The sequence below is a fragment of the Serratia liquefaciens ATCC 27592 genome (assembly GCF_000422085.1).
Classification (GTDB): domain Bacteria; phylum Pseudomonadota; class Gammaproteobacteria; order Enterobacterales; family Enterobacteriaceae; genus Serratia; species Serratia liquefaciens.
The window spans coordinates 3858088-3870644 of the sequence record NC_021741.1; the positions used below are offsets into that span (position 1 = coordinate 3858088).

Here is a 12557-nt window from a genome sequence, read left to right on the forward strand (position 1 = left end):
GCTCATCAGCGAGAATATGTGATTTATAGATTTATTTTTATATTATGCCGGATTTAGCAGTTCCTGAGCTTGCTGCGTTAAACTGTCAATGATGGTGCGAACATAGTGAATTTGATTTAAAGCATCTTGAGATTCTTTCTTTAATCGCGCTTCCAACCCTTGCTCCGGTAACGCTGTTTCACTCATTTCTCGCCATGGAATGGGTGGATTATTCCCTTCGTCGCTGAAACGAAACGGCGGTGCGTAATAATCCACCTCTTCTTCCAGCCCGTAGGCGGTGACCTGCGGTTGATCTTCACCCAGACAGATCAGCCCCAATAACAGTTCTCGGAATGGCAGATCTCCCTGTCCGGAAATACAGGCACGATGCCCCATCCCCTTGTTCTCTCGCACAATAATTGCGTCCTTGATATGCACCTGAGTGATTTCCCCACTCATTGCCGCCAGTGCCGGCAGCGGCTCTTCATTGGCGTTAATCATGTTGGCGAAATCAAACAGCAGGGAAAGCTGAGGGAAATCTGCCGCCCGGACCAGGCTGACCAATTCATGGCTCTTGAGATCTTCATGCTGTTCCAGAGTAAAACTCAGACCGCTGTGTTGATAACGCTGTTTGATGTACTGAATATCCGCACCGATACGCGCCAACACCTCTTGCAAAGGGCCCTGATAGCGCGGATAAAAACGCACTGAGCTGGCCCCACATTTCAGCGCGATATTCACCGCCTGATCGATAGTTTGCGAGTCGGAGGCACTGGTTTCGATATGAATATCCAATCCATAGCGCCGAGCCTGTTCGCCAAACCGGCGCAGCCGGGCATCATCAGCATGGCAAAGCGCCTGACTTTCCCCATCCAGCACATGCACCTTCACCCCTCGCAACCGCTGCTGATGGGCGATGCTCAGCAAATCCTCTGGCAGGATCTTCTCCATACGCATATTGAGATGAAAGGCGTAAGCATGCAGGTAAAGGGGCAAGTTATGCGCCCGTAGAAGGACTTTCTCCGCCGTTAAGCGATCCATGATATTCACCTATAAGTTAATAAAGAAATCTACCGACTCGAAGCGCCAGTGCTCGATATCCACCTGCACGATACGGCGTTCGGCATCGGCACGATGCTTTTCGACCAAAATCGCAGGCGTGCTGGCGTTTCCGCCCATCACCTTGCAGGCCTCTCCGGATAACCGAGTGGGTTTAAAGGCCAGATGACGGGTTCGCGTGGAAGTGCCATAAGCCTGTTCCCAGACCTCGGCAAACGAGTTCTCACCCAGGCGTTCGATAAAACCGGGTGCCACTCGCGGGCTGATAAAGGTTTCGTGATAAAACACGATGTGATTATCCAGCGCTCCCCAACCAGAAATCTTGTAGATCTCGCTCGCCGCGTCGACCTGCAATAACTCTTTGATAAACCCCGGAGCTGCCAATACGCACTCTTTGGTCATATAGTCCCAGGAGGGACAACGGCCCTGCTCGATAGCCGCCTGTTTGAAACTGGTAGAGGAATTAGGGTTGTAGTTAAAACGCGGCAGTGCCGCAAACCAACCCCGTCGATCCTTGCGGAAGATCCTCGATTCGCTTTCCAGGAACAACAGCGCCTGACGTAACGTCATGCGTTTGATGTTCAGCAATTCTCCCAGTTCTCGCTCCGAAGGAAGCTTGTCACCGGGGGCGATTGCCCCCAGGCTCAGCCAGTCATTCAACCTGGCCTTTGCCAATTCAACGGTTGAGCTGTTTTCCATATCCATACCTAATTGGTTTAAACCAGATTGCACAACAGTATCGCGGTGAATTATGACAAACAATGGGGGTATTGGATTTTATGTGTGACTTCGGTCCCAGAACAGAAGGGATCTTGGCAACCTTGGGCAAGATCCCCCCTCCGGTCCTCTCTTACTGCGGATTAAGCAAGGGGCCAGGCAGAATCAAAAACGCCGTCATTTTCCCAATGCCATCGGCATCGCACGCAGCGTCAGGCCCCAGAACACCAGGGCAATAAAGCTGACGCCCGCCCCCAGCCAGCACACCCCCTGCCAACCAGCCAGTGCAAATACGTGAGTGCTGGCAAAAGCGCCGAGCCCACTGCCAATGGCATAGAACAGCATGTAGACGCCCACTAACCGGCTATGCGCCTGCGGATGTGCGCTGAAAATCAGGCTCTGATTCAACACATGAATGGCTTGGCCTGCCAAATCGAGCAATACAATGCCGATAATCAACCACCCCAGGCCATAACCCAGCATGCCGAGCGGCAGCCAGGCCAGCACCAACAGCAGCAGACAGATGCCGCTCGCCACCTGCGCCAAGCCGCGGTCCGCCAGGTGCCCTGCTCTTACCGCCGCCAGCGCCCCCACCGCGCCCACCAGGCCAAAGGCGCCAATCACCGCATGCGAAAAGTTGAACGGTGCCTGACTCAGCGGCAGCACCAATGCGCTCCAGAAGATGCTGAATGCCGCAAACATCAACAGCGCCAGCATGCCGCGAATTTGCAACGTGCGATCGCGCAGCAACAGCGTCAGCATCGAACGCAGCAAGGCGGTGTAGCTAAGCGTTGAAGGCGGCGTGCTCGGCGCAGGCAGCAAACGTGCCAGAATCGGCAGCAAGATCAGCGTCACTCCGGCGGAAAAAAAATACACCGTGCGCCAACCTCCTGCGTCTGCCAACGCACCGGACAGGGTTCTCGCCAATAGCAGACCCAGCACCACACCGCCCTGCGCCGCCCCCACGACCCGCCCACGCTCATGAGGTGCCGCCAGCGTGGCGGCAAAAGCGATGAGTCCCTGTGTCATGGCGGTGCCCAATAATCCCACCAGCAACATGCCGATCAGCATAAGCAGGCTGCTGTTTGCCCAACCGACCATACACAATGCGGCAATCAACAACAGTTGCTGTACCGCTAACAGCCGATGGCGATTAATGCGATCCCCCAGCGGGACCACCAATACCAGCGCCAACGCGCAACCAAGCTGGGTGGCGGTGATCACCATACCCACCGACGCCACGCTGATAGCAAACTCCTGGGCTATGGCATCCAACAACGGCTGGGCGTAATAGACATTAGCCACGCTAAAAGCGCTGGCGCCGGCCAGCAACAACACCAGCGAAGCCGGCAGCCGACTCAGTCCCCCCGCCTGAGATACGCAGATCGGATCCAGCGTTTTGTCACTCATCGTTTTCTCCAAAGTGGTTTCATTATTAAACCCAATGGACATTACGCGCAGAGGTTTTATAATGCAACCAGATAGTGTGGCAGGAGGGATAACGTGAAACGTAAAAGCCTGGAAGATGCGCCGTGCCCGGTGGCACGCACTTTGGATGTGATTGGCGACTGGTGGTCACTGTTGATTGTGCGCGACGCGTTCGACGGCGTGCGCCGCTTCAGTGAATTCCAAAAGGGGCTGGGGATGGCGAAAAATATCCTTTCCACCCGTCTGCGCACCCTGGTGGCACAGGGCATTCTGGAGATCGCACCGGCCTCAGACGGCAGCGCCTATCAAGAGTATATTCTCACCGACAAGGGCCGAGCCTTGTTCCCGGTGATCGTCGGCTTGCGCCAATGGGGGGAAGACCATCTGTTTGCCGAGCAAGAGGCGCATTCAACCTTAGTCGAAAGCGACAGCGGCCAACCGATCCCACGCATGACGCCGACCGGCAGCGTCGGGCAAACGCTCACACCGCTGAATACCCGGGTGGTAAAGGTGGGTGAAGAGTAAAATCACATTAGTTGAACCTACAGCCGCTGAGACAGATGTTTGGCTGGAACGCAGCTTTGGTGCAAAACTGCAAGAATGGTAATTTCGCTGTTTGCTGTAGCGTAATAAATCATATGGCTGAGGTAGGGAAAGCTATAAACACCGTTCCCTGGATCCTCGACTCGATGCTGCCCAATGCCTGGTATTTCCGTCAGGTTGGTTAATCCTTGGCACAGTCTTACAAGGTAATCTCTGGATTGCTGTATGCCCCAGTTGCTCAATGTGTAGTCGCGAATCTCCAGGATATCGCTTTGCGCCTCACCGGTCAGTCGGTAACTGGCCATTTATCCTTTATTCTGCTCCAGCAGTTCAGAGAAAAACGTCTCGCCATCAACGGTATTGCCGATCGCCATATCATGCTGGGAACGCTGAATCTTCATTTGTAACAGTTGGAGTTTCATCGCTTCAATTTGCTCGTAATCTTCGGCAGACACCACAACCGCAACGGGCTTGCCATTACGGGTGATTTGCACCGGTTCACCCGGAACCTTAAGCAGCAAATCGCCAAACTGGGTTTTGGCTTCATTGGCTGTCAGAATATGCATTTTCATTACCTTTCGACTGAATCGTTCGATTCGCTCATTCGATTTCTTGAGCAAAAATTATTCACACGATTTTATTGGGGGCGATCTTTCGGTTTACGCATTACCCCATATGCCCCTTCGCAAGGCCTCAAGGGTTACTGTATAGTCCGCGTTTTACGGGGAAATCATGCTGACTCAATCATCCATTCGCCTTAATAAATACATTAGCGACAGCGGCATCTGTTCACGCCGCAGTGCCGATCGTCATATCAAACAGGGCAACGTTTTCATCAACGGCAACGTAGCCGCCGTGGCCGCTCAGGTATTTGTCGGGGACGTGGTGCTAGTTAACGGCCAGCGGATTGAGCCACGTAATGCGGAAGATTTGGTGCTTATCGCGCTGAACAAGCCGGTCGGCATCATCACCAGCATGGGAAAGCACGTGCAAAATAACATCGGTGATTTCGTCAATCACAGCAAACGCACCTTTCCTATAGGCCGTCTGGACAAAGATTCCCAGGGGCTAATTCTCCTGACCAATCACGGCGAACTGGTCAATAAGATCCTTCGTGCCGGCAATAACCACGAAAAAGAGTATCTGGTTACCGTCGATAAGCCGCTGACCGACGCGTTTATTCAGGGGATGAGCGCCGGTGTCCCCATCCTGGATACGGTGACGAAAAAGTGCCGGGTGGAGAAAATCGCGCCGCAGATGTTTCGCATCACGCTGGTTCAGGGCCTTAACCGCCAAATCCGCCGTATGAGCAAATACTTTGGTTATCACGTCACCAAACTTGAGCGTGTGCGCATTATGAACGTCGATCTGACAGGATTGCCGCTGGGCGAATGGCGAGATTTGACCGGTGACGAAAAGAACGTGCTGTTTAAGCTGATTGAGCACTCATCTTGCGAGGATGTTCGCCTGCCCGTTTCGCTAGCGCCTGATGTCAGCGAAAATCTCGACACGGAGTGAAGGTTTTCTGGAGCAGAGATATCGCCAGGCAACCAGGTAAAACTGCAAGTTGCCCAACGACATCTCAAGACCAAAGGCCCTTTTCCTCAGTGAATCAGAACGACCATCTGATATTGGCATTGACCGAATTGACCTGGGTATCAGAACCGTACTGCCCCTGATAACCGAGAGCCAACGTAGTGGAACGCGACAGCTTCACGCTCACCCCCACATCCGCCACCAGCAAATTGTCATCTACCGCCTGTCCCTGCGTGATAAATGCGTCGCTGCCGGCAAATGCCATGCGCGATGACGTATTTTTATCGCCGTAAGCGTGCTGCCAGCCTAATGAACCGTAAAGGCTGACGTTTTTCGGCAGTTCGGTAGATCCCCGCACGCCCAGCGTTGAATAGAACGTATTCATCGTTTCATTACGGACGCTCAGCGCTGCTGCCCCGCCTTTCTCCTGGAAGTTATCGGTATGCAAACGGATATAACTCAGGTTGACGAATGGCTCGATATTCGCATCCAACTGACCAAAACGGTAACCCGCTTCGGTGAACGCCAGCAGCGAGTCTGCGTCATAGTCCGCCTTGAGCCGATCCGAGTAATTGCCGAAATTAACGTTGCGCTCATTTTCGAGCCGGTGCCAGGTATAGCCCAGCGCACCGCGCAGGGAGAAGGCATCCTGCTGCCCTGCAGCGTACAGACCCAGGTGGTAATTATCGCTGTCGGAACTGGAGCGACGGCTATCGACATCATAGTCGCCACGGCTATAGCCTACGTATCCCCCAACGCGGATACTGTGGTCAGCGAGTTTACGATCGGCGCCCAACAGGAAACCGCTGGTGTGGCCGTCCAATTTCCCAACGTTGTCATTACCGCTGTTTCTCATCCAGGAGCCGAACGTCTGCCCCCAAACGCCGTTATTTTCAGCCTGAGCCGGTTGAACCAACGTCATCGCCATCGGTGGAACAGGCAGCGCATCATTATCAAATACGCGAAGCATGCGCTGATTCAACACGTTGAGCAGCATGCTACTGCCGGCGATCAGGTTAGACTGAATGGACGGATAAACTTCACCGGACAGTTGATTGAACGCCTCGCGCGCTTCCGGTGCGCTCAACAGCAGCACAGAGTTATACAAGGCCAGCGAAGGACCGCTTTGCGTTAACGTCGAGAGCGCACCGGCGGTATTCCACTGGTTGCTGGTTTGCGCGACCGTCTGGAAAATACCGGGCTTGCCGCCCTCGCCTGGGTTACCACCTTCACCTGGGTTACCGCCCTCACCTGGGTTGCCGCCCTCACCTGGGTTGCCGCCCTCACCTGGGTTGCCGCCCTCACCTGGGTTGCCGCCCTCACCTGGGTTACCGCCCTCACCTGGGTTACCGCCCTCACCTGGGTTGCCGCCCTCACCTGGGTTGCCGTCCTTTTGTGCAATCGTCAGATCCACGGCGTTGGTGCTGTGGTTAAGCGCAACGTCCAAAAATGCAGATTTTGAGACGGCTTCAGCAAACCGACCGTCAATCCCGCCATCCGAGGTCAAAATGCGATAGCTTTGGCCAGTTTGATAGCTGGTTTGCGGATCCAACGCGGTCACCTGCACCTTGGCCTGATCGCTGATGGTGGTTTTGCCTGAAACGACCAGTTTGTCGCTGCTGCCATCACCGGCGATATCGACGTCATAGAAGGATTCACCCAGGAAATTCAGATAGCGTTTCAGCGTCAGGGTACCGATGTTGCCGTCGCCAGGGGAAATATGGCCGCCGGACTGGATTTCAGTCTGCCCCAAGGTGCCGTTGCCGCCCAGCGTCCCGCCGGCTTTGATTGACGCGGCGCTGCTGTAACCCAGACCATTGCTGACGTCGGAACCGGCAGTGGCGTTCAGGATCAGCGTGCCGCCATTCTCGGCGCTCAGCGTCTGCACATCGAAAACGTTGTCTTCTTGCTGCGTATTGATGTCGCTGGCGATGGTGATTTTGCCGCCGCGTGCGGTGACATTCGCCTGGAGTTGAGTCAGATCGCCGCTCAGCGTCGTCTGGCCGGCCGTGTTGATGACTTCGCCTTCGCCGACCATCTTGTTGCGGAAGTCGTAGTTATCTGAGTTGTGATTAAAGTAAACGTAGCTGCCGAACAACCCGCCACGCAGATTGACCACCGTTTGGGCATCGACAGTACCCGCACCACCCGCCGCGCCGAGCGTAGGTTCGGTCAAGCCGGTGCCGGTATCCATGTTGCCGCGGCTGCCGATAATCAACGCGCCGCGGTTAGAGCCGGACCCGGTATCCCCCAGCCGCAATTCGTTGCTGCCGGCAGAGAATGAGCCGCCATCAACAACCGACAGCACCCCGTTGCCATAATCCCCAACGTTGACATTGCCCGCACTGGTAAAGCGTGAGCCGTTGCCGGCGATGTAAAGCTCTGCGGTTTTTCTTGAGCCTGAAACACCGGCAATCTCCGCGCTACCAACGTTGACCGCACCGCCGTTCAGCACGTCCACATCGCCATTGGCGGTGAGCGACTGGGTGATATTCCACAGAGAGTTATTACCGGTCACCGTGGCTTTGGGGTTGAGCTTGTCAGCCTCGTCGGGGCGAAAACCGCTGTCGATTCTGGCGGCGGCCGTGGTGGTCACTACCCCGCCATCTTCAATCAGCAAGGTTGAACGTGCGCCCTGTCCGAAGCCGAGACCGAGTCTCTCACTGATCACCTGGGAACCGGCCCCTTTGACATTAAGATGGCTGTCATACCCCCCGGTGGTGCCGACGATAATCTCTTCCGCCGTCGCCAATCCGCCCTCTTCTACCCGTAACGTCCCCAGCCCCAGATTCAGACTGCCGTGCATAACGGATTGGTCATTGATCGCATTTAATACGGCATTCGGCCCTTTGACCGTGACCAGGCTTTCGTATATCTGGCCATTAGCACGACGGCCAATATTGACGTTATAGGCATTGATTTGGCCATTATCGATCAACAGGTTTCCGCTTTGATTACGGCCGACGTAAACATCCCCGGTGTAAGTCAAAGATTCGGTAATACGTGATTCACCATCAAAAATAGCATCATCGGCACGCGCCACGTCGGCTGGGCCAATCAATATCAACGGTGCGGAAAAAAGTGCGAGGTAAACTTTCGAAAGCGGTTTTCTTACCGCTAAGTTATGCGATGTTTTATCTTTCATGTTTTCTCTCCGGCCCAATTATCTTGATGCCATCAAAGTTATTATTTATATGAAAAACTCAATGCATTAGAGGATGCGCGGCGCGTTGTGCGAGAACACAGGCTGATTTGTCATCGAGACACTAGCTTATTGCCCCCCAGCGCTAACGTCTCGATGCCAAAATTATGGGGACTGCGGATCGGTATTGATCATCCACCCTCGCTAAACGCGTCAGGTGAATTATTTATGCGTAACGACCGGGGTACAGCTTGGTGTGCTTAACGACGGGGCTGAACCTAAAATACCCGGCATCATCATCGAGGAACAGTCAAAGATTCGTCCTTTCTCCGTAGTGGCACGGTAAGAAAGTTTTTGCCCGCCAAGGGCGTCGGGTTGGGCACCATTAACATTGGTGACGGTAATTTCATCAGATGAACCCAGGCCCAGCATTTTGGCCGTTTCCGCCTGCAGCAGCGGTATTGCCTGATCGGTTTTCAATGTGGAACAGCCAGCTACCAGAAGCGTAACGGTTAATGCGATAAGTGGTTTTCTCATAAATTGTCCTTTGTAACCAAACAGTTCCAAATGCTGAATGGCTTTATGTTTTACCTTATCAAAATCCCTGAATAATATATTTCCCTTTCCTAACCGAAAAAACCCTCCTAAAGTAGGGAGGGTAGAAAATAACAAGTCGTCAGACCAATCTGATAGGTTTTAGCAAAAGGAGATACCCTTGGGGCAGGATTATGCGTTGGTCGTTGATGACCATCCGTTGGTGGCAAGTGGCATCGCCAATTTCCTGAATACGCACTGTCGATTTAAACACGCCTACGTGATGACAAACGAGGAGAGTTGTTATCGACATATTCTGGAAAATGGCGCCCCGCGTTTAATCGTCATCGACTTTTGGTTATCCGACGGCACGGCATTAAAATTACTCAAAGAGATCAGACAGCTTTACCCACAGGTAAGATTATTAGTGGTCAGCGGCGATGAAAATAATGAAATAGGCCAAAAGGTACGTGATGCCGGAGGCCATGGTTTCGTGCTCAAAAATGAGCCGCCAGAATTATTCGCCAAAGCCGTTGCTGCGCTGTTAGAAAATCAAAACTGGTTTCCTATGGATAATCTATTGGAGGCTTCCAGTGCCAAAAACCATCTTCAAAACTTCAATTTAACGCCGCGACAAATTGACGTTTTGACCATGATGATGCGCGGTTTTCCCAATAAGAGAATAGCCTCTCAGCTTGCTATTTCCGAACCTACGGTTAAAGAGCACATCAGCAATATCCTTAAAAAAATAGGCGTAAACAGTCGGGTAGAAGCTATTACGTTACTGCATGGCAGGCAGGGGCCGTCCGAATGAAACTACTTAAATCTTTACAAGATGATGGCATTTCGTCGCACGCGCAAATCCGATTATTGAACAATACGTTTATTCGATTGGTCTTTAGTTTCAGTGCTGTGCCCTGCGTCGGCATCCCCTTTGCTATTTGGATTTATTTACTGGGTGAACCGCTGTGGCCGATAATCAGCTGGATAATAGTGTATTTATTCTGCGCTTTGGCTATCCGATTATGGCACCAAAGATATCAACGCGAAGCGGAGAAAGAGGATGCTGGCGTTATTCTTAACCGCTGGCTCCCACATATCAACAAAGTCGCCTTCGTACATGGGATAGGTATATCCTCATTATATTTAATAACCCCACAAATAAATAATTTCGATTTTTTCCTGTTATTAAATATCAGCATCGCGGCCATCGTCGCGGCGAACGCGACCCATTTGACGCCCATCATCAGTACCTTTACCCTGTTTTTCTTTGCCTGCTGGGGCATGCTTAACGTTGGCATCATTTGGCGTTTAAACGACGTCATGCTCATTGTGTTGATGCTCAACCTGCTTTACGGGTTCGCCATCTACCGCCACGCATTGAGTTCTCATCAGTTTTTTATTCAGCAAGCCCGTCTCGAAGAGAAGAGCTCTCGCCTTGCGGAGCAATTCCGCCAGGCCAAAGAGGAGGCGGAACAAGCCCTGCTCGATAAAAACCAGTTTCTGACCACCGCCAGTCACGACTTGCGCCAACCGGTACATGCCATGGGTTTCCTGATCGAGGCCATCATCCATAAAAATCGCGATGCCTCTTTAACCCCCCAGCTGTTGGATCTGCAGCAGAGCGTGCGCTCCGTGCACCTGATGTTCAATTCTTTGCTCGATCTCAGCAAGATTGAGTCCGGCAACGTCAGTACGGCGACCACCCATGTCGATATTGGAACCCTGCTTGACTCGGTGATTACCCTGTTCCGTGAAGAAGCGAACAGCCGGGGATTATCCCTGCGGACATGGCGCCCCAAGCGACGCATTGCCGTGATGGGCGATCAATTGCTCATCCGACAATCGCTGATTAACCTGATACAAAATGCGCTGCGCTACACCCAGAAAGGCGGCGTATTGATTGCCATCCGCCCACAAAAGGGAGAATGCCTGATCGAAGTCTGGGACACCGGCGTGGGCATCGCCGACGAAGAAAAAGGCAAAATCTTCTCCCCCTACTATCGTCCCGAACTGGCGTGGAAAATCGATAGCGCCGGTCATGGGTTAGGCCTTGCGGTAGTGGCCCGCTGCGCCAAATTGATGAAGGTGAAATACGGCATGCGCTCCGTGGAGGGCAAGGGATCGCATTTCTGGATGCGTTTTGCCCTCTATACCGGCGAAGTCAAAGCGCCAGAAAACCTCAACGCCTATACCCACAGCCAGATCCCTACCCGCTATGAGTCATTGAGCGGCGCCTGCCTGGTGGTTGATGATGATCCGCTGGTCACCTCCGCCTGGTCGAGTTTGATGAGTACCTGGGGGATCACCGTGCGTTGCGCCGCTTCCGCCGAGGAGGCTTTTGCGATTATCGACGCAGGCTTCACCCCCTTCGCCGTGCTTTGCGATCAACGGCTTCGCTCCGGTGAAAGCGGCTTCGATATATTGAAAGCGCTGTTCGAACGCCTGCCGAACACCAGCGGCGCCATGGTCAGCGGGGAATTCAACTCCCCCATTTTGCAAGAGGCCGAACAGGAAGGTTATCTGGTATTAAGAAAGCCGCTGGAACCTGCGAAGCTGCATGCCTTGCTGTCGCAGTGGTCATCCTGCTAGCCGGTGCCAGGCCTGTTCGGGGCTTTATCCTGCCGACGTTGCATTTCCGGCATCGGCAAGATTGCGGCTGAGACTGCCGCTTAGGCACCAAGATTGCGCAGCAGGCCTTCGAGGTTGCGCTCACCCACTTTGGTTTGGGCGCCTGCCTTCAGTCCGCCCCGAATGAGTCTCTCCGCTGCAGGGCGTTCAAAAAGCCCCGCCCAGGCCTCATGCTCACGATAAAAACCTTCCCGCAGATCTGCCGCCGGCATCGCCTGCTTGGCCGCCGCGATAACCCCTTCGGGCAGTGCCGCAATGTTGTGCGCCAGGCGTTCGACAAAGTCGTCGAGTTCGGATGCGGGCAAGGCGCGGTTAATCCAGCCATAGCGCTCTGCGGTCGCCGCGTCGATAAGATCGGCTCCCAGGATCACTTCAAGCGCGCGACCACGCGTCATGCGGTTCGTCAGGTATTGCGTCGCGCCGCCACCGGGCGTAATGCCCATCAAGGCTTCGCATTGGGCCAGTCCTGCCCGCCCTTCGGCGGCAAAAGCCATGTCGGCCGCCGCAACGAATTCTGCGCCGCCCCCACGCGCCAACCCGGCAAGCTTAACGATAGTCACCTGGGGCTGGCTGCGCAGCAACTCACCGAATGCCTGGAACGGGTTGAGCCCTTCCGGCGCATTACGCGCCAGCTCATCGAAAGCATGCGGTTCATCGATTAAGGTCATGTCGACATGAGCGATGAAGAACTCCGGATCCGCACTCTGGAAAACCAGCACGCGAGTATCCGGGTCGCCACGCAAGGCACGCAGTAAGCGGCTGATTTCCGACATCAAAGCCACATCAAGCACGTTGACCGGCGGATTATTGAGGGTGATCGTCAAGACCCCCTTTGCGTGAGACAAGCTGAGTTTGCTGAAATCGGTATCTTTCATGTCGATGTCCTTGTTTGTCAGGCGTATCGGCGCTGGACTTTCGCGCCGCTGATCGAATGGTATACTTTGCATACCTGGCGTCAATTACGCACTTGAAGCATCCCAGGGATGCT

12 protein-coding genes are annotated in these 12557 nt (G+C 53.8%); 4 read left to right on the forward strand and 8 right to left on the reverse strand.

All coding sequences use genetic code 11. The annotated features are described in order from the left end of the window. Positions 1-42 precede the first annotated feature (42 nt). The 3 genes from M495_RS18075 to M495_RS18085 form a co-directional block, all read right to left on the reverse strand. A complete protein-coding gene (locus tag M495_RS18075; RefSeq protein WP_041414824.1) occupies positions 43-1020 on the reverse strand; it encodes a sugar phosphate isomerase/epimerase family protein in 978 nt (325 codons plus the stop codon). Positions 1021-1029: 9 nt separating this feature from the next. Beyond that, positions 1030-1737 (reverse strand): GntR family transcriptional regulator, encoded by a 708-nt coding sequence (locus tag M495_RS18080; protein WP_020828122.1) that lies wholly within the window; start codon positions 1735-1737, stop codon positions 1030-1032. A 195-nt stretch (positions 1738-1932) separates the two neighbouring features. Continuing rightward, positions 1933-3165, reverse strand: a complete 1233-nt coding sequence (locus M495_RS18085) for an MFS transporter (RefSeq protein ID WP_020828123.1) — start codon at positions 3163-3165, stop codon at positions 1933-1935. Between the two features lie 93 nt (positions 3166-3258). On the opposite strand from M495_RS18085, the gene M495_RS18090 reads away from it, so the two are divergent. Next, entirely contained in the window at positions 3259-3708 is a 450-nt protein-coding gene (locus M495_RS18090) for a winged helix-turn-helix transcriptional regulator (protein WP_020828124.1), read from the forward strand. 17 nt (positions 3709-3725) lie between these two features. On the opposite strand, the gene M495_RS18095 is transcribed toward M495_RS18090, so the two are convergent. Both M495_RS18095 and M495_RS18100 read right to left on the reverse strand, forming a co-directional pair. Beyond that, positions 3726-4031 (reverse strand): type II toxin-antitoxin system RelE/ParE family toxin, encoded by a 306-nt coding sequence (locus tag M495_RS18095; protein WP_020828125.1) that lies wholly within the window; start codon positions 4029-4031, stop codon positions 3726-3728. Continuing rightward, positions 4032-4292, reverse strand: coding sequence for a type II toxin-antitoxin system Phd/YefM family antitoxin (locus M495_RS18100; RefSeq protein ID WP_041414825.1), 261 nt, complete (start codon positions 4290-4292; stop codon positions 4032-4034). It lies immediately after the preceding gene. A 166-nt stretch (positions 4293-4458) separates the two neighbouring features. On the opposite strand from M495_RS18100, the gene rluF reads away from it, so the two are divergent. Next, positions 4459-5244 carry a 23S rRNA pseudouridine(2604) synthase RluF gene (rluF, locus tag M495_RS18105; RefSeq protein ID WP_020828127.1) on the forward strand — a complete coding sequence of 262 codons (786 nt, stop codon included), beginning with the start codon at positions 4459-4461 and terminating at the stop codon, positions 5242-5244. A gap of 94 nt (positions 5245-5338) precedes the next feature. On the opposite strand, the gene M495_RS18110 is transcribed toward rluF, so the two are convergent. Both M495_RS18110 and M495_RS18115 read right to left on the reverse strand, forming a co-directional pair. Further along, positions 5339-8407: an autotransporter outer membrane beta-barrel domain-containing protein gene (locus M495_RS18110; protein ID WP_020828128.1), complete on the reverse strand. Its 3069-nt coding sequence runs from the start codon at positions 8405-8407 to the stop codon at positions 5339-5341. Between the two features lie 219 nt (positions 8408-8626). Continuing rightward, on the reverse strand, positions 8627-8941 hold the full coding sequence (locus M495_RS18115; protein WP_041414827.1) for a lipoprotein: 315 nt from the start codon (positions 8939-8941) through the stop codon (positions 8627-8629). A 178-nt stretch (positions 8942-9119) separates the two neighbouring features. Between M495_RS18115 and M495_RS18120 the strand changes: the two genes are divergently transcribed. After that, on the forward strand, positions 9120-9752 hold the full coding sequence (locus tag M495_RS18120) for a response regulator transcription factor (protein WP_020828130.1): 633 nt from the start codon (positions 9120-9122) through the stop codon (positions 9750-9752). After that, positions 9749-11530, forward strand: coding sequence for a hybrid sensor histidine kinase/response regulator (locus M495_RS18125; RefSeq protein ID WP_020828131.1), 1782 nt, complete (start codon positions 9749-9751; stop codon positions 11528-11530). Before M495_RS18120 ends, M495_RS18125 begins: the two co-directional genes overlap by 4 nt. A gap of 80 nt (positions 11531-11610) precedes the next feature. Here the strand turns inward: M495_RS18125 and M495_RS18130 are convergent, their stop codons facing one another. Further along, the gene (locus M495_RS18130) at positions 11611-12444 is read right to left on the reverse strand and encodes an enoyl-CoA hydratase/isomerase family protein (protein WP_020828132.1); all 834 of its coding nucleotides are present in this window, start codon (positions 12442-12444) and stop codon (positions 11611-11613) included. Positions 12445-12557 lie beyond the last annotated feature (113 nt).